Origin of the sequence: Acinetobacter sp. YH12239, assembly GCF_013417635.1 — a bacterium.
Lineage (GTDB): Bacteria > Pseudomonadota > Gammaproteobacteria > Pseudomonadales > Moraxellaceae > Acinetobacter.
In genome coordinates, this window is sequence record NZ_VPDP01000001.1 from 416,154 (window position 1) to 435,085 (window position 18,932).

The window sequence follows — 18,932 nt, forward strand, 5'->3', positions numbered from 1 at the left end:
GGTAAAAATTAAAAAATTATAAAAATATTCAAAATGGCCGTTCTTTCGCTTAGGGGCAATACAGCGTAAAATAGCTGCCTATTGTCTTTTTTTATATCAGGTGTTTTCTCAGTGCAGAGTCCTTTAAATGTAGATCAGCTCGTTATGGCGTGTGACCGTCATCGTTTAAATCGACTCCAAAAAGGTAAAGACGCCAACCAAAAGCAATATCGAGAATTATTTGAAAAATCGCATGCCAAAGTCATGCAGCGTATCGAACGCATTCCCAATATCAAGCTGAATCAGGATCTGCCTGTTACCCAGTATGCAGACAAGCTGATTGAAGCGATCCAGCAACATCAGGTCATTATTGTGGCTGGTGAAACCGGTTCCGGTAAAACTACGCAATTACCACAAATCGCCATGCTGGCAGGTCGCGGCCTGACTGGTCTGATTGGCCATACCCAGCCACGTCGTCTGGCTGCACGTAGCGTCTCACAGCGTATTTCAGAAGAAGTTGGCGAAAAACTGGGTGAGTCTATTTCATTTAAAGTAAGGTTTAACGAACAGGGTTCACAGGACTCAATCGTTCGTTTAATGACAGATGGTATTTTGCTGGCTGAATTGGCTCATGACCGTTTTCTCACCAAATACGATACGATTATTATTGATGAAGCGCATGAGCGATCATTAAACATTGATTTTATCATGGGGTATTTGAAGCAACTTTTACCGCGCAGGAGAGATTTAAAGGTAATCATCACATCTGCAACTTTAGACGTTAATCGTTTTTCAAGTTACTTCAATAACGCACCGATTTTTGAGGTTGAAGGTCGTAGTTTTCCTGTAGAAGTGCGTTATCGTCCGATCTCTGAAATGAGTATTGTAGGGAGTGATGATGATGAGTTTGATGACTTTGAAGAAAACCTACCGCGCGCAGTAGTATCAGCGGTTGAAGAATGTTTCAAAGATGCACAGGAAAAAGGTCATCCTGAACACGCAGATATTTTGATTTTTGCCAGTACGGAACAAGAGATTCGTGAGCTACAGGAAACTTTAATCAAACATGGACCTCGTCATACAGAAGTTCTGCCTTTGTATGCGAGATTGGCGTTATCTGAACAACAAAAGATTTTCAATCCTGCAGGTGGTGGACGGCGTATCATTATTGCTACCAACGTTGCAGAAACTGCATTAACCGTTCCAAACATACGTTACGTCATTGATAGTGGTTTTGCACGTATCTCTCGTTATAACTATCGTTCTCGCGTTCAGCGTTTACCGATTGAAGCGATTTCTCAAGCAGCAGCCAATCAGCGTAAAGGTCGTTGTGGTCGTATTGCACCGGGTGTGTGTATTCGATTGTATTCAGAAGAAGACTTTTTAAGTCGTCCCGAATTTACTGAACCTGAAATCAAACGTACTAATTTGGCATCTGTTATTTTGCAGATGCAGAGTTTAGGTCTTGGAACACTCGAAGATTTTGACTTTATTGAACCGCCTGATCATCGTCTCGTCAATGATGGGCGTAAACTGCTGATTGAACTCGGGGCGATGACGGAAAAGAGAAATCCTTCTCTTGCGGCTAAAACAGCCTCATCATTGGAGAAAGGTGGACTTCAGGGCAAAGGCGATTCTCTTACCAAAATTGGTCAACAAATGGCAAAAATGCCAATTGATCCAAGACTCGCACGTATGATTTTGGGGGGTGCTCATTTTGGGGCACTCAATGAAGTATTGATTATCGTGGCTGCGTTAGCTGTTCAGGATCCAAGAGAGCGTCCTGCTGATAAACAAATGCAAGCGGATCAGAAGCACGCCTTATTTCGTGAAGCCGATTCTGACTTTTTGTTTTATCTCAAATTATGGGATGCGTTGGTTGCAAATCGGGAGATGAGTGAAAATAAGCGTCGCACATTTGCACGTAATCATTTCTTGAGTTGGCTACGCTTGAGAGAATGGAAAAAAACACATGAGCAACTGGTTGATCTTGCTCAAGGCTTAAAGCTTTCTTTTAATGAAAAGAAAACCAGTTACGAAAATCTTCACAGAGCTTTACTCACGGGACTCTTGTCATTCATTGCAAATAAAACAGATGAACGCAATGTATTCATGGCAGTGCGTCAACAAAAGGCACGTATATTTCCTGCATCGACCTTACACAAAACCAATACACCATGGGTCATGGCATTTGAGATGGTAGAAACCTCTCAGGTGTATTTACGAACACTGGCGAAAATTGAGCCTGAGTGGATTTTGCTAGCTGCACGTGATTTAGTTAAACATCATTACTTTGAACCGCATTGGTCGAAAAAAGCAGGTGTAGTTAACGCATATGATCAAATTTCACTGTTTGGTTTGATTATTGAGCCTAAGCGTCAAATCAATTACGAAAAGGTCGATCAAACTGCGGCGCATGAAATTTTCCTTCGCGATGCTTTAACGACGGGTCATCTGGGGATTACGCCGCCATTTTTAAAACATAACTTACTTAAACTAGAAGAAGTTGAGCGAGTTGAAGACAAATTGCGACGTCGTGATTTGGTGGTAGACGAAGAGACGATTTATCAGTTTTATGCTGCAAAAGTGCCTGAAGATGTAGCGAGTCGGCGTAGTTTTGAAGATTGGCGTGCAACAGTTGAGCCTCAAAATCCACGTTATTTGTTCATCGATGACGATGCGTTATGGCTTAACGATCGTCCAACCACCCAACAGTTCCCTGATTACTTACGTAATGGGGACCTTCGTTTAGCAGCAAGTTATCGATTTGATCCAAGTCATGATGAAGATGGTGCGACGGTCAAGATTCCACTACAGGCCCTGCCACAAGTAGATGAAAACTTATGGTCATGGGGCATTCCAGGTTGGCGTCTTGATTTGATTGAAGCACTATTAAAAGCTCTTCCAAAAGATAAGCGTCGTGGCTTGGTACCTATACCAGATACTGCGCGTAAACTGATGTCCAAAATAGATGCGCAAGATTTACAAAAGCATATTTTTAGTTTTTTAGCTTTTCAATTGAGAGGCGAACAGATCACTGAAAAAGATTTTAATGTAGATCGAATTGAACAATATCTTTTACCGCTCATTAAAGTCATCGATGAAAAAGGACGAGTGATTGAGCAAGGTCGCGATTTATCAGAATTAAAAGCACGCTGTCGTACTGAAACGCATAGTCCAGTCAAGCAGTTAAAAGGTGAGTATCAAACTTTCCCTGAGCATTTTGTGTTTGAAGCATCGCAAAAAGTCACAGGTGTCGTCGTCAAACAATATCAAGCACTTGTACCAAGCAAGGAATTTTCTAAACTTGAGCAAAAGGATGAGTCAGGTGTTGTCATTCAAACGTTTAATGATCAGCACGAAGCAATACGCCATCATCGTGCTGGTATTATTCGCCTGATTCATATGCAGCTAGGTGATTTGATTCGACAGCTTAAAAAACAAATCTCTAAACTACTCGCATTAGCCTATTCCCCTTTGGGTGATAAAGCTCAGTTAGAACAAATGTTAGTTTACGCAACATTGCAAATGGCTTTAGAGAAAGAGCCTGTAGATGCGCAAGATTTCCAAATAATTCTGCAGGCTGTCAAGCAGTCTTTCCTGACGCATGGTCAAAAGGTCTTGGCTGCCTTTAATGACATTTATGTACAATGGCAACAAATTCGACGCGAGTTGATGATGATTGATGCCAATGTATTTGGTAAAAATATCGATGATATTGAAGATCAACTTGATCTAATGAGTTTAGCGGATTTTGCTTATAGTAAATCTGTAGACGTGTGGATTGAATTTCCACGCTATCTTAAAGCTTTATTGATCAGGATTGATCGTTTGCCTCATAATCTAAAACGAGATGATGATGCGATTGCTCAAGTCGATCCTTGGATGGATAAATTATTTAAATATAAAAATGATCAGAAATTGAAAGAGTTATATTTTATGGTTGAAGAGCTGAGAATCTCATTATTCTCTCAACCGATGAAAACCAAGATGCCAATTTCGCCAAACCGTATTCAAAAAGTATGGGAACGTCTCGGAATCAGTTAATATAGCTTTAATTTGAAATATTGAGTTACTCAAAAAGGAGTTTTGCATGGGCATTCGTATTACAGGCACTGGCTTATTCCATCCTGAACATGTCATCACCAATGAAGAATTGGTTGAAAGTTTAAATGCTTATGTAGAAAAGTTTAATCAAGAGAATGCTGAAAAAATTGCTGCGGGCGAAATTGAAGCACGCCGTGGTTCAAGTGCAGAATTTATTGAGAAGGCTTCAGGTGTTAAAGCACGTTATGTTGTAGAGAAGGAAGGCGTATTAGATCCTAATCGTTTACGTCCAAACTTAGCAGAACGATCAGATGATGAAATTTCACTTCAAGCTGAGTGGGGTGTGATCGCTTCAAAACAAGCAATGGAAAATGCCGGTGTAACTGCTGAAGACATTGATGTTGTAATATTGGCTTGTTCAAATATGCAACGTGCATATCCTGCGGTTGCTATTGAAATTCAAACTGCATTAGGCATTCAAGGTTATGCTTATGACATGAATGTTGCTTGTTCTGCTGCAACATTTGGCTTAAAACAAGCTTATGATGCGATTAAGTCTGGTGCTCGTCGTGTGCTCTTGGTCAATGTGGAAATCACATCAGGTCATACAGATTATCGTTCACGTGATTGTCATTTCATTTTTGGTGATGTGGCGACAGCTTCAATTATCGAAGATACAGATTCTAAAACTGGATTCGAAATTTTAGATACGCAATTGTTTACGCAATTCTCTAATAACATTCGTAATAATTTTGGCTTCTTGAATCCAAGTGAAACAACCAACGCGGATGATAAACGCTTCCGTCAAGATGGTCGTAAAGTGTTTAAAGAAGTATGCCCATTGGTTGCGAAAATGATTACAAAGCAACTTGAGAAAAACCAAATCGAACCGACGAATGTTAAACGTTTCTGGTTACATCAAGCCAATGCCAGCATGAACGAGTTAATTTTAAAGCTGGTTGTGGGTAAAGCTGCTGCTGAAGCAGATCCAGACTTAGTTCCAATCATTTTAGACGAGTTTGCAAACACTTCTTCAGCTGGTGTCATCATTGCCTTACATCGAACAGCTGATCAAGTGAATGATGGTGAATACGGCGTATTATGTTCATTTGGTGCGGGTTATTCTGTTGGTTCGATACTGGTTCAGAAGCGAGTAGCTTAATTAGATAAAGAGATGTTCAATGGAAAATAAAGCATTGCAAATCCAACACCATTCTAAAATGATCAGATATGGTAGTTTGTTGCAACGTTTTTATTTTAAACCGACCTTTCTTGGTGTTGAACATCTTAATGCTGATCGACCTGCCATGTATGTGGGTAATCATACAATTTATGGCGTATTTGATACGCCAATTTTGATTGATTATCTATATACAGAGCACAAAATTAAAATTGTGAGTTTAGGTGATCACATTCATTTCAAAATACCGTATTGGAAAGATATGGTTCATAAAATGGGTGCAATTGAGGGTTTAAGAGAATATGCCAGAGATGCAATGCAACAAGGATACTCTATCCTAGTGTTTCCAGGTGGTGGGCGTGAGGTAGTAAAGCGCAAAGGGGAAGAATATCAACTCATATGGAAAGAGCGCTACGGATTCTTAAAGTTAGCTCAAGAATTTGACTACGACATTGCACCTTTTGTAGCTGTAGGTGGTGATGAAGTATTCGATTTGGCACTTGATGCCAATTATTTGCTTGAAAAAAAGTGGTTTAAAAAGCTTTTAGCTGTTCCTAAAATTGGAAAATTACTCCGTCAAGGTGATGTCTTGCCTTCAATACCCAAAAATATTATTCCTAAAAGAGTCCCATTCTATTTCAAATTTTTACCACGACAATCAATCTCAAATATCAAAACAGAACAGGATTTGATTGAATTCAGAGATCAATTGCAGCAAACGATTTACGAAAATATTGCATCAACGCAGTTGATACGAGATAGACAAGATTAAATCCTAGAAAATTATACTTGTTAATCTAATTATATTGTTGATTATAAAAATATTTTTAAAATAATATAAAAAAAATAAATTAGTGCTTTCTATTTTATATCAATTAGGTATATTATTTTAATGTAAATATTCAGTTTACTAAGCCCAAAGATTGTACTCCTCCTTGGGCTTTTTTTTATCTCAGAATAATAATAAGCGTATGAGCGCGATTTTCACTTTTTTAAATTCACACAAAATAAGATTGAAAATCAAAGTTGATTTTTTGGCACAAAATGCAACTATAGTTGGTTTTTGAAAAATTAATAAAAACAGAATGTTATTTATGTTTTTTAGCATGCTATCAAAATAATTCTAATTTTGTAATTGCAAAATGTATGCTTCTACGACTTAGAGGTTCATAAAGAAATTTTGCATAAGTGCTTTTTTTTTGTACATTGAAAACTCAAAAACAAAATAACACAGAGGGATTATGTCACTACAAGGAAAAACACTGTTCATTACAGGTGCAAGCAGAGGTATCGGTCGTGAGATTGCACTTAAAGCTGCAAAAGATGGTGCAAATATTGTGGTTGCTGCAAAAACGAGCACTGAACATTCGAAACTCAGTGGTACGATTCATTCTGTTGCAAAAGAAATAGAAGCAGCTGGTGGGAGAGCATTAGCGATCCAACTTGATGTACGAGATCAAGATGCTGTCGCAGCCGCAATGAAACAGGCTGCTGAACATTTTGGTGGGATAGATGTCCTCATTAATAATGCTGGTGCGATTAATTTGAGTGGGGTTGAAACGCTTGATCCAAATCGTTTTGATCTTATGTATCAAGTTAATACTCGCGCCGTTATGGTCTGTAGTCAAGCTGCCTTGCCTTATTTAAAACAAAGTCAAAATCCACACATTCTTAGTCTCTCTCCACCTTTAAATTTAAAAGAAACGTGGTTCGCGGTTCATTCTCCTTACACCATCAGTAAATATGGCATGAGTATGTTGACCATGGGAATGAATCAAGAATTCGAAGGTTATGGAATAAGTGTTAATGCCTTGTGGCCTAGAACCATTATTGCAACTGCAGCGATTGAGTTTTCTCTCGGTGGACGTGAGTTATTTAGCAAGGCTCGGACACCGGCAATCATGGCTGATGCAGCGTATGCAATCTTGACGAGTGAGAAACGTTCGATCACGGGTCGTATGATGATCGATGAAGAGATATTAAGAGAGAAAGGTGAAACTGATTTCGAAAAATATCGAGTGGAACCATCAGATGAAGAATTGATGGTTGATCTATTTGTTGATCCATAAATGAAAAAGCCCAACATTGTGTTGGGCTTTATTATTTATACTAGATTATCGTAATGCAGTGAGGTTGACATCCTTTCGATACATTTCGATCTGCATGACTTGTTCGGTTAAGAATGCTTTGCGTTGGTCATTGCTCGGATGACTTGCAAACAAAGTTGATTGATCTTTATTCATTTTACGTTTGTTGAGATTTGCTTCGAATTTATCCCAAAATGAGAGTGCTGCATTGTGATTGTAGCCCGCTCTCACCATCAAATCTAAACCAATCAAATCAGCTTCTTCTTCTAGATGACGGCGATGAGACATATTGGTTTGATTACCAGATAAACCACTTGCAAGCCCGATGGCAGCCCCAGTTCCCATGGTTGCACCCATTAGACCCAAATTCATTGCTGCGAAACGAGAAGCCTTTTCACGACTATGATTACGGATAATGTGTGCCATTTCATGCGCAATTAGGGTGGCTAACTCGTCATCAGATAAGTTTTCAAACATATATACAGCCGAATTAACTACAATTTGCCCACTTTGAAAGGATTGGGCATTCGGTTTGCTGCTGAGCACACCGTTAATTCGCCATTGAATTGGTTGACGACCTTCACGTAAATATTGATTAGCATGTGGGATTAAACGTGCCAAAATTTGATTTAAGCGTGGATCTTCAAGATATAAAGACTTAGTTTTCGCTTTCTTTTCAAATTTATTATAGCTACGGTTTGAAATTTTATTCCAAGCTGATTCCGGAATAATCATGAGTTGTTTGCGTTCGGAAGCTACAGTGCCTAATGATGTGGTTGAAACACAGCCAGTCGAGATTAATGCAATTGAACTTATAATACCAAACGCGAAGGATTTCATAATTACACCTTAATGATGGGATATTATTTGAAAGCTGACTTGATTTTTAATGGTCAGATTTCGTGTTTAATTATTGTTCAGTATTTAGATTAATTAAACAAACATTATTTTAATTATTAATTTGAACAAATTAATATCATGGTGGTTATAATGAGATTTGAGTCACAATAATATTTTTTTATTTGTTATTTTATTATTTAGATAAATTATTTTATTTATATATATTTTGTATTTTATTATATTTTTATTATATTATTTGTGATTGGGTTAATATTTATTAAAATTAATAGTATATATAAATCAATATTTTATGTTTTATTATTGTTTTTTTAAATATTTAATTGTGATTCTGTTTTTGAATTTAATTTAATATGAGAATAAATTCTCACTATTTTAGTTGAATATTGATAAATAACTCATAACGAAATATTCTTGGAATTTCATTCAAGGCTATTAAAAATTAATTCTTCTATTGTGAAGTTTTTCTTACATGTTGATTTGGTGTATTTTGTGATTTAATTCACACATATTATCGTTGGGTGTTTTAATTAAATTTGGGGGGACTAATTATATGATTTTTTAACCACGAATTTTTTTGATCACAGTGTTATAAGGCCTGTTTGATTTTTGATAAGGTCTGAGCATCATTAATATGCGCATGCAGCTTATCCTAGCCAATCGATACAACAGAACACTTTAAAATAAATTCATCTAAACTTATTTTGTTTTCAGTCAATATAAGTATCAATTCGTTCAATTTCAGAGATGTTTAACCTGAACTTGAGTTTTCAGTACTCGTCATTCAATCGCATCGTATTTTGAAAGAATGATTAATCTTGATGTTGAGTACTCGGTGAATCAAATGAGGGTTTCTTTGGTGGTTCGAGTCAAGTCTCAATCACAAACGCTGTGCCAAGGTGATCAACAGAAATATTTAAAGAATTCCAACGGAATAATGAGATTTTTTGCGATATAAAGTTCATGTTAGGGTGAGTACAAATGTATGAGCGATCTCGAGTGACGATGGGCGTTGAAGCGGCATTTGTTTTTATCACGCTTTCTTAATTCATTCGTTGAACTTTGAACGACTAGACAGGAACTGATACAGTCAATATGAATAAGTGGTTTAAGGGTAGTTTATTGCTTGGTTCTTTGGTGAGTAGTTTTGCATTTGCAGATTTTCTACCACCAAATCAAGCATTTCAATTTGAGGCAGTATCAGTCAGTCATCATCAAGCTGAACTAAAATGGAAGATCGCAGATGGTTACTATCTCTATCATGATCAAATCAAAGTTTCAGACATTCAAGGTCCTGTAAAGTTATCTCTACCACGCCCAAAAGAGAAAGATGATCCAAACTTTGGTATGACCCAAGTGCATTATCAGGATGTAATCAGCAATATTCCAGTCAAACCAAATCAAGAATTTAAGATTCAATGGCAAGGATGTGCTGAAAGTGGTTTATGTTATCCGATTCAAAGAACAACGATAACAACTGACAGCACAGGTTTATTCCCAGCGCAGCAAACTACACAAGCTAAGAAAGTTTTAAATCTCAAAGAAATTTCAGCGGCATCTAATGGAGTTGTAAATACTCGAGATGCACAAGAAAATGCTTCACCAAAAACAGAAACACAACTCATTTCAAAGGATAACAATACAGTCGCAGATCGTAAAAATTTTAACGGTACTGCGCTTGAGCGAGATAAAACCGAATTTGGGGAAAATAATTTAATCAGTGAGGATCAATCCACGCTAGATGCAAATTTATCTAAAGAAAATCTGAATAGGCCAGCCAGTTTTTCGGGTGTATGGAACAACGATCAATTTTTTTTAAATTTGCTCTCTCAACAAAGTGTATGGCTTACTTTATTGGTGTTTTTAGGACTTGGAATATTGTTGGCATTCTTGCCTTGTTCATTGCCCTTAATTCCGATTTTATCAGGCATTCTTGTGCAAAATCACAGAGGTTATCGTGCCGCGATAATAGCTTTTATTTTTGTCACAGGGATGGCTATCGTTTATGCGTTAATGGGATTCGTTGTTTTTCAACTGGGCTATAGTTTTCAGCGTTGGTTTCAAAGTCCGATCTTCATTAGTATTTTTTGTCTCCTATTTATTACTTTTGCCCTTAATCTTTTCGGTGCATTTCAAATCTCTTTACCTCAAGGAATATTACAACGCTTAGATCTTTGGCAACAAAAACAAAAAGGTGGAACATTGATCGGTGCAGGACTCATGGGGATGATTTCTGCACTGATTGTTGGACCCTGCATGAGTGCTCCATTGGCTGGAGCATTAATATTTGTCTCACAGATGAACCAACCTTTATTAGGGTCGACTTATCTTTTTGTTTTGGGCATTGGGATTGGTTTGCCGCTTTTTATTGCGGCAGTTTTCGGGACGCATTTTTTACCTAAACCTGGGGTATGGATGGATCGACTCAAGGTCTGTTTTGGTTTCGTGATGTTGCTTGTGGCCATTTATTTTGCACGGCCACTTATTCCAACCAGTATTTATCAAATTCTGATGGGTCTTTTACTTCTTGGATTCGCTGTATATTTACTCTGGAAAATGCGACCTTATGTCGAAAAAATAGTGGTTAAAAGCATCATCATATTACTCAGTCTTGGCATGATGTTTTTAGGAGTGAATTATGTGCAGCAAGGGTATACGCACTCGCTTGTAACGCAGGCCAAAACATTACATACATGGCATAAAGTCAACTCTGCCGCGCAGCTTTCAAATGTTTTGAAAGTAAATCAAGGTAAAGCCGTAGTAATTGATGTTTACGCAGATTGGTGTGTTGCATGTCAACCGATAGAAAAAGAGGTACTTCCACGTGAAGATGTTCAAGCCAAACTCAATGAGTTGGTTTTAATTAAATTAGATCTCACTCATTTTGAACCAAGCCAAGATGAACTGTTAAAAAAATGGCAAATTTTAGGTCCGCCAACATTTATTTTTTTAAATACGCAACATGATGAAATACGTGATCTGCGCTTGACTGGCACTTTTACTGCAACACAGTTATTAAATCGATTGCAGGAACAATCTGTCGGGATGGTTCAGTAATGATTTCATTTGATGGGATTCAACTTGGATCACTCATGTTTCCATGGGTTTTATTGATTCTATTCAGTGGGATACTGTTCATCAGTATCCTGATCAATGTTTTAGGTCATCACTATAAATGGACAGATACCCAAGTCAAAATCAGTAAAGATTCAGTGTGGACAAGCATCATTATTGGAGCAGTTGCCGCTAGAGTCATCTTTGTTATGTTCTATTGGGAGATTTATATTGAAAATCCTTTAGATATACTCAAAATCCAAGATAAAGGATTTAGCTTATGGAATGGATTATTCTTCGGTGGGCTAAGCTATATCATTCTCAATCGAAGCTTACGAACAAAAATGAAAATCATTTTAGTTGGGGTGTTTTTATTTTGGGTAGCGATTGGCGTAATGATAAAAACTCAATACAAGGTTGAAAGTTTTTATCCTGATCTAAGTTTTCAGATACTCCCAACTGATCATAGTGAAAATAAGAATGAAGGGTATTTCACAGATTTTTTGGGTCAGCCTACAGTCGTAAATTTGTGGGCGAGTTGGTGCCCGCCATGTGATAGAGAGATGCCAATACTTTTTCAAGCACAAAAGGCTCATCCCAATATTCATTTTGTGATGCTCAATCAAGGTGAAGATATCACAACGGTTCAAAACTATTTACAAAAACACAGCTTCAACTTTAAAAATGTCAGACTTGATGTAAATGGGGAAATGCCCAAGCAGAGCAATAGTTTTGGCTTGCCAACTACATTGTTTTACGATGAGAAAGGTAAATTGGTGGATAGACATATGGGTGAGTTAAGCGCTGCAAAATTGCAAGAATATTTAATTAAAATGACAGCTGAGTAGAGCTAAAGGTTATGAAAGATATAAATAAATTAATATTGTTGTCTAGCGTATTTTTAATAAGTAGCGTCAGTTATGCGGATTTAAAAAAGCAGATTTCAGCAGAGGGCTTTGAGTTTGTAAAAGAAATTCCAGCACCAGCAGGTATGACAGGATGGGCAGGACATATGAACCAACATCCAGGCACGGTTTTTATTTCTAATGATCAGAAATATTACATTATGGGTGATTTATATAATGCTCAAGGTGAAAATATTTCTATTGAAGCATTAAATACACATGTCAAAGACGCCGTATTAGATGATGTATGGAAGAGCATTGAAAAGTCGACTTGGATTCAAGATGGTGAAAATACAGCAGCACGTGTTGTTTATGTATTTTCAGATCCTAACTGCCCATATTGCCATCAATTTTGGGAAGCTGCACGACCATGGGTAAACTCGGGAAAAGTTCAACTTCGACATATACAAGTTGGTGTGATTCGAGAAGATAGTCGAGGGCAAATTGCCACCATACTTAACTCAAGTGATCCTGCTAAAGTATTTAATGACTACAATAAAAAGAAAGGTAAAGAGCGATTAGTTGTTACGCAAAATATATCAAAATCTTTACATGAAAAAATCGACTATAACGAGTCACTCATGGATAAATATGGATTTTTTTCCACGCCCGCTATGGTATGGAAAAATCAACAAGGAGAGTTCAAGTCTATGCAAGGAATGGCAAAAGACTTGCAAGAAGTTTTTGAAAAATAGAATTTTTTGGTCTTTAGTACTCTTGAATACAAAACTTTAAAATTTAATACATGGTCATTTGCATGGAGAATATGATCGTATTTGAGTCTCATATCCACAACTGAAAGAATTGCAAGATTATGAAGTAGGATCGCAATATAAGCTATAAAGCGTTTGTATAATGGTGAGGACTTTAGGATCACTCACTTGATAAAAAATTTGTTTACCTTCACGACGAGTCACCACCATTTCAGCTTTACGTAATACGGTTAACTGTTGTGAAAGCGTGGGTTGAAAGATTTGAGTTCGATTCTCAATTTCCTGAACGTTCAATTCACCATCTACTAAAATACAAAGTATCTTTAAGCGATCAGGATTCGACAGGACTTTAAGTCGATCGCTGACTTGATCAACTTGTGAAAAATCCATTTGATTGAATTCAACATCAGACGGCATTGGATGTTCCTTTGAAACAGAAGGATGCGTATGTTAAAACATCTTGATTATTTTTCAAAATTATATAATATAAAAAAATATATTGTAAATAAGTAAATTGTTATGCATGATTTTGTGATTGCTTTTTTAGGTGGAGCACTACTCGGTTTATCTGTGGTTGGATACTTATATGTGAATGGTCGAATAGCAGGGATTAGTGGTTTAATCGGTCAAGTACTAAATCCGCATACAGTTTTCAAAACACCAGCATTGTGGTTTTTAATGGGTCTCATCATCTCACCCTTTATCTATGGTATTTGGGTTCAGCCTGAAATTGAACTCGAAGCAAGTCCATTCATGATGATCGTGGCAGGTATTTTAGTTGGATTTGGAACACGTTTAGGTTCTGGCTGTACAAGTGGGCATGGCATTTGTGGTTTAAGTAGATTGTCCAAAAGATCTATTGTGGCAACACTGAGCTTTATGGTGACAGGCTTTATAACGGTTTATTTAATTCGGCATGTCACAGGAGCATTCTAAATGAAAAACCTTTTTGCTTTTTTGTTTGGCTCACTTTTTTCCGTGGGGCTCATGTTATCTGGAATGTCGAACCCTGAAAAAGTTCTTAATTTTCTTGATTTATTTGGGGAGTGGGATGCAAGTTTGGCATTTGTCATGATGGGTGCCATTGTCGTGGCATTCATACCCTTTCAGATCGTAACCAGAAGTGAAAAACCTTTAACTCTATTCAATGAGACTATTGATTTACCAAAGAGCAATCAGCTTGATAACAAGCTCATTATAGGTGCTAGCTTGTTTGGTATAGGCTGGGGCATCGCAGGCATCTGTCCAGCACCAGGATTAACATTGATTGGTTTAGGGCATTATCAATCACTCTATTTTGTGATTGCGATGTTGATAGGAGTTTTGATTCACCGTAAATGGATGGGAGCATAATTATGAAACTAGTGATGAAAGATGCCACTCAAGATCAAATCAAGCCGCTAATTAAAGATTTTTTTGATCAAAATACCAATACATTTAGTTATGTCGTGGCTGATCCTGTTACATTAAGTTGCGCCATTATCGATAGTGTTTTAGATTTTGATGCTGCTTCTGCGACAACAACGACGGAACATGCTGACCAGATGATTCAATACATACATGAACAGCATTACAAGGTTGAGTGGATTTTAGAAACACATGTGCATGCTGATCATTTGACCGCTGCGCAATATTTAAAATCAAAGCTAGGTGGCAAAATTGCCATGAGTCATCATATTGGAATTGTACAAGAAACATTTGGCTCAATTTATCAATTGGATATTAAGGCAATAAACGCACAGCAACCATTCGATTATTTATTTAAAGATCATGAGTGTTTCCAAATTGGAGAAATTGAAGCCTACAATATTCCAACACCTGGTCATACACCTGCTTGTCTTAGTTATGTGATAGGTGATGCAGTTTTCGTGGGTGATACTATATTTATGCCAGACTATGGTACAGCACGATGTGATTTTCCACGGGGCAGTGCAGCAGAATTATTTGATTCAGTTCAGAAGCTTTATCAACTGCCTGATCATATGCGTGTATATCTATGTCACGATTATTTACCAGAAAATCGACACCAGTATATGTGTCAAACGGATATAAGAACGCAAAAAGCATCGAATATACACATTCGAATTGATTCAAAAAAGAATGATTTTGTGGAAATGCGCAATAGCCGTGACGCGACATTGGGGATGCCAAAGCTCATTTTACCAGCCATTCAAATCAATATGAACGGTGGCAAATTTCCGCCCACTGAACACAATGGAGTATCTTATTTGAAAATCCCTTTAAATTTTTTTTAAATCTTAAAGTTTAGCTACTTTTATTTTTATAAATATTATAAATACATGTTATGTATAAAATTGAAAAAGGCTTTAAAAACAAGTTCAATAGGCGTATAGTTAAGCATGAAAGTTGATCAGCCTAGTCGGTTATTAACTTGATTTTTTCTATGTTTCTAAACACTCTTTATCGATAAGAGTTGAGAGGAAATTTTGCTAAGATCTAGTGGACTCATCATTGCATTTGCAACGGTGTTATTACAACTAGCGGTTTATTTACAACCGATCTTACCGGAGAAATTTCATATCGCTCCGGTATGTATGTCTATTATGCATAATTTACTTTCTCCAGAACGCCATCAGCATGTTCATGAGACTTATCGCGATCTCGTCCACCATTTGAGTGAAAACGAACATCATCACGACCATAATCAAATTACTCACCAATGCCAATATTGCACTGTGTATGGAGACCTCGTCTTAACATTTGATTTTGGTGTAAAAGAAATTTTTGATCGCTTACAAGTTAAGTTGAGCTTCTACCGCAATTCTTTTTGGCACGTCTATTTTTCTTTACAGAAGCTCTATCTTCTGCCTCAAGGCCGAGCGCCACCTTTTGGACTCTAATTGATTTAAACCTTGGATCATTTTGATCTTAATCAATTTATGTAGAGTTCAATCTTATGAAAAAAATCTTTAAACAGTCTGTAGCCAACAGACGGTATTCACTTATGCTCAAAAAAGTGAATTTAAAATCGCGTGTTATCGGAGTGATACATGACATCTACAATGTAATTCTGACTGTAGTTTTAAACTCAGTGAAGAACAACATTCACCACAAAATTCAACGATAAGGTGACGTCATGGATCTAGGACTAACAGCGCTCGAATTGGCGCGTATACAATTTGCATTCACTGTTTCATTTCACATCATCTTTCCGGCAATTTCGATTGGATTGGCAAGTTTTTTAGCTGTGCTCGAATGGCGTTGGCTAAAAACGAATGATCCTGTTTATCGAGATCTGTTTAAATTTTGGATCAAAATATTTGCACTATCATTTGGTATGGGTGTCGTTTCAGGCGTAGTGATGAGCTATCAGTTTGGAACCAACTGGAGTGAATTTTCACGTATAGCTGGTAGTGTCACTGGACCATTGCTGACGTATGAAGTGCTCAGTGCGTTTTTCTTAGAAGCTGGTTTCCTCGGTATCATGTTGTTTGGCTGGGGGCGAGTTGGACCAAAGACGCATTTTTTTGCAACCTTAATGGTGGCAATAGGAACATGTATATCCATGTTTTGGATTTTGTCATCTAATAGCTGGATGCAAACACCTCAAGGCTTTGCATTTGAAAATGGAATAATCGTTCCTCAAGATTGGTTCGCGATTGTCTTTAACCCATCCTTTCCTTATCGATTAGCGCATATGGCACTGGCTGCTTTCTTGGTTTCAAGCTTATTGGTTGCCGCAACTGCTGCATGGCATCTACTCAAAGGACGCCGTGATGCATTAGTGAAAAAGTCATTCTCGATGGCAATGTGGATGATCCTTGCTTTAGCTCCACTACAAATGTTCGTGGGTGATTTACATGGATTGAATACCTTAGAACATCAGCCTGCTAAATTAGCTGCAATCGAAGGTCATTGGGAAACCAATAAAGATCATGGTATGCCGTTGTATCTATTTGGTATTCCAGATATGGAAGCTGAAGAAACTAAATATGCGATTGGTATTCCAAATCTGGGTAGCCTGATCATGACACATACCATTGATGGTGAGGTTAAAGGTTTAAAAGAATTCGCACCTGAGGATCGACCTAATTCAACCATCGTTTTTTGGAGTTTCCGAATCATGGTGGGTATGGGCATGCTCATGATCTTGCTGGCTGTATTTGGTCTATGGCTACGTAAGACAGGCAACTTCTATGAGTCTAAATGGTTGCACAAGTTTGCTTTGTGGATGGGGCCTTCAGGTTTTATTGCATTATTGGCAGGCTGGTTTACCACAGAGGTGGGACGTCAACCTTGGATTATCTATGGTGTAATGCGTACCAAAGATGCGTTATCTCCTGTCTCTGCTGAACAGGTTGGGCTGACGCTGATTATTTTTGTTGTGGTGTACTGCATCGTATTTGGTATCGGTATCTTTTATATGTTGAAAATGATGGTGAAAGGACCAGAATTTATTTATTCAACACCACATTCAGATGGCGAAGTGATCCGAGCGTCTAAACGCCCGATGAGTACCATTGATAATGAACAACAACTTGAAGCATCAAACAAGGTGAATGATCAGGAGAATTTGAAATGATTGATTTATCATTGATTTGGATTGTGATCATCGCACTAGGTGTGTTGATTTATGTCGTTCTTGATGGTTTTGATTTGGGAATTGGTATTTTATTTCCATTTGTGAAAGATCGCCAAGAGCGTGATGTCATGATGAATACTGTAGCACCCGTATGGGATGGCAATGAGACTTGGATGGTACTTGGTGGAGCTGGTTTATTTGCCGCTTTTCCACTGGTATATTCGACTGTATTGTCTGCATTATATATGCCCATTACCTTAATGGTGATCGCACTTATATTTCGTGGAGTCGCTTTTGAGTTTCGTTTTAAGGCTAATCGGACTAAAGCACTTTGGGACCAAGCATTTATTTGGGGTTCAATTTTAGCTTCATTTTTACAAGGTGTGATTTTAGGCGCTTATATTCAAGGAATACAGACCATCAATGGTGTGTTCACGGGTGGTGGTCTGGATTGGCTCACTCCATTTTCACTCTTTACAGGTTTAGGCGTTGTTGTTTTATACGCGACACTCGGTTGCGGATGGTTAATTTTTAAAACGGATGAGCGTGTACAAGATCATATGTACCGTCTGATGCCTAAGCTTATGATCGCGTTATTTCTAATATTTGGCGCTGTCAGTATTTATACTCCCCTTGTACATGACGATATTGCACAGCGTTGGTTTAGTCAGCCACAAATGTGGTATTTCAGTCCCGTACCAATACTGGTATTGATTTTCACTTTCCTAGCGCTCAGAGCTTGTAAACGTCGTCAGGAGTTTGCGCCTTTCATCTATACATTGGCTTTGGTATTTCTTGCGTATACGGGCTTCTTAATTAGTTTATGGCCTAATATCATTCCGCCAAGTGTAACGATTTGGCAAGCTGCTGCACCTCAAAGTAGTCAATTATTTGCTCTCATTGGTGCACTCATTCTAATCCCAATTATATTGTTTTATACCGCTTTATCTTATTGGGTATTTAGAGACAAGGTCCGTGTTGGTGACGAAGGTTATCACTGAGGAGAATGATAATGAAACTGAATCAAGCAGGATGGTTTATTGTTTTATGGCTCGGTGGTTTTTTAAGTCTATTATTGATTGCTGGTCTATTTCGATTGCTCATCCAGTGGGCGTATTAATCTAAATCTTTAGACATCAACAATTAACCCATCATCTAGGTGATGGGTTTTTAATTTAAATACTAACGACTAATCGTTGTTGATCATAATTGGGTAATAGAAACTATGATATAGGGATAATTAAGCGGATTTTAGCTTCTAAAATAACGCTTCAAAAATTTACTTAAACAATTGAATTAAGATCAAATTAGAAAAATCATCTGAATCTTTGAGAATGATGAGTGACATCGTTTCAATCACTTATGACATAACTATCGCCGTTTTAAGGTATCACGAGACTGATATTTAATTGTCGTTGTTCATGGTCTAATTACTGTGAAAAAAAAGCCAGACTGGTGGAGCAATCTGGCAAAGCGTCAAGATGAGTCACCCGTGACAGGTGATGTTTCCTGAGTTTAGGCTTGAGTTGTTCTGAACTTAAGCCTGAATAAATTTAGCCACAGTTT

16 protein-coding genes are annotated in these 18,932 nt (G+C 37.6%); 14 read left to right on the top strand and 2 right to left on the bottom strand.

What is annotated here, in order from left to right:
- The first annotated feature begins 111 nt into the window (after positions 1–111).
- The 4 genes from hrpA (at position 112) to FTV17_RS01940 (ending at position 7,275) form a co-directional block, all read left to right on the top strand.
- Positions 112–4,026 carry an ATP-dependent RNA helicase HrpA gene (gene hrpA, locus FTV17_RS01925; protein WP_179997931.1) on the top strand — a complete coding sequence of 1,305 codons (3,915 nt, stop codon included), beginning with the start codon at positions 112–114 and terminating at the stop codon, positions 4,024–4,026.
- A gap of 46 nt (positions 4,027–4,072) precedes the next feature.
- A complete protein-coding gene (locus FTV17_RS01930; RefSeq protein WP_035270185.1) occupies positions 4,073–5,188 on the top strand; it encodes a beta-ketoacyl-ACP synthase III in 1,116 nt (371 codons plus the stop codon).
- Between the two features lie 19 nt (positions 5,189–5,207).
- On the top strand, positions 5,208–5,978 hold the full coding sequence (locus FTV17_RS01935; protein ID WP_092768833.1) for a lysophospholipid acyltransferase family protein: 771 nt from the start codon (positions 5,208–5,210) through the stop codon (positions 5,976–5,978).
- A 469-nt stretch (positions 5,979–6,447) separates the two neighbouring features.
- Positions 6,448–7,275: an NAD(P)-dependent oxidoreductase gene (locus FTV17_RS01940; RefSeq protein ID WP_179997932.1), complete on the top strand. Its 828-nt coding sequence runs from the start codon at positions 6,448–6,450 to the stop codon at positions 7,273–7,275.
- A 45-nt stretch (positions 7,276–7,320) separates the two neighbouring features.
- Here the strand turns inward: FTV17_RS01940 and FTV17_RS01945 are convergent, their stop codons facing one another.
- A complete protein-coding gene (locus FTV17_RS01945) occupies positions 7,321–8,133 on the bottom strand; it encodes a M48 family metallopeptidase (RefSeq protein WP_179997933.1) in 813 nt (270 codons plus the stop codon).
- 1,113 nt (positions 8,134–9,246) lie between these two features.
- On the opposite strand from FTV17_RS01945, the gene dsbD reads away from it, so the two are divergent.
- Genes dsbD through dsbG form a run of 3 tightly spaced genes read left to right on the top strand, consistent with a single transcriptional unit; the run spans position 9,247 to position 12,805 of the window.
- On the top strand, positions 9,247–11,208 hold the full coding sequence (gene dsbD / locus FTV17_RS01950; RefSeq protein WP_179997934.1) for a protein-disulfide reductase DsbD: 1,962 nt from the start codon (positions 9,247–9,249) through the stop codon (positions 11,206–11,208).
- Positions 11,208–12,053 carry a TlpA disulfide reductase family protein gene (locus FTV17_RS01955; RefSeq protein ID WP_179997935.1) on the top strand — a complete coding sequence of 282 codons (846 nt, stop codon included), beginning with the start codon at positions 11,208–11,210 and terminating at the stop codon, positions 12,051–12,053. Before dsbD ends, FTV17_RS01955 begins: the two co-directional genes overlap by 1 nt.
- 20 nt (positions 12,054–12,073) lie before the next feature.
- Positions 12,074–12,805 carry a thiol:disulfide interchange protein DsbG gene (gene dsbG / locus FTV17_RS01960; protein ID WP_179997957.1) on the top strand — a complete coding sequence of 244 codons (732 nt, stop codon included), beginning with the start codon at positions 12,074–12,076 and terminating at the stop codon, positions 12,803–12,805.
- A 117-nt stretch (positions 12,806–12,922) separates the two neighbouring features.
- Here the strand turns inward: dsbG and FTV17_RS01965 are convergent, their stop codons facing one another.
- Positions 12,923–13,240, bottom strand: a complete 318-nt coding sequence (locus FTV17_RS01965; RefSeq protein WP_179997936.1) for a metalloregulator ArsR/SmtB family transcription factor — start codon at positions 13,238–13,240, stop codon at positions 12,923–12,925.
- Positions 13,241–13,342: 102 nt separating this feature from the next.
- Between FTV17_RS01965 and FTV17_RS01970 the strand changes: the two genes are divergently transcribed.
- The 7 genes from FTV17_RS01970 to FTV17_RS02000 all read left to right on the top strand — a co-directional run bounded on the left by FTV17_RS01970 (position 13,343) and on the right by FTV17_RS02000 (position 18,486).
- A complete protein-coding gene (locus FTV17_RS01970; RefSeq protein WP_179997937.1) occupies positions 13,343–13,759 on the top strand; it encodes a YeeE/YedE family protein in 417 nt (138 codons plus the stop codon).
- A complete protein-coding gene (locus FTV17_RS01975) occupies positions 13,760–14,176 on the top strand; it encodes a DUF6691 family protein (RefSeq protein WP_179997938.1) in 417 nt (138 codons plus the stop codon). It abuts the gene before it with no gap.
- A 14-nt stretch (positions 14,177–14,190) separates the two neighbouring features.
- Entirely contained in the window at positions 14,191–15,078 is an 888-nt protein-coding gene (locus tag FTV17_RS01980; RefSeq protein WP_179997958.1) for an MBL fold metallo-hydrolase, read from the top strand.
- 192 nt (positions 15,079–15,270) lie between these two features.
- Positions 15,271–15,684 (top strand): DUF2946 domain-containing protein, encoded by a 414-nt coding sequence (locus FTV17_RS01985; protein WP_179997939.1) that lies wholly within the window; start codon positions 15,271–15,273, stop codon positions 15,682–15,684.
- 236 nt (positions 15,685–15,920) lie between these two features.
- The gene (locus FTV17_RS01990) at positions 15,921–17,366 is read left to right on the top strand and encodes a cytochrome ubiquinol oxidase subunit I (protein ID WP_179997940.1); all 1,446 of its coding nucleotides are present in this window, start codon (positions 15,921–15,923) and stop codon (positions 17,364–17,366) included.
- Positions 17,363–18,367, top strand: coding sequence for a cytochrome d ubiquinol oxidase subunit II (gene cydB / locus FTV17_RS01995; protein ID WP_179997941.1), 1,005 nt, complete (start codon positions 17,363–17,365; stop codon positions 18,365–18,367). Before FTV17_RS01990 ends, cydB begins: the two co-directional genes overlap by 4 nt.
- A gap of 11 nt (positions 18,368–18,378) precedes the next feature.
- On the top strand, positions 18,379–18,486 hold the full coding sequence (locus FTV17_RS02000) for a DUF2474 family protein (protein ID WP_155757002.1): 108 nt from the start codon (positions 18,379–18,381) through the stop codon (positions 18,484–18,486).
- Positions 18,487–18,932: the final 446 nt, after the last annotated feature.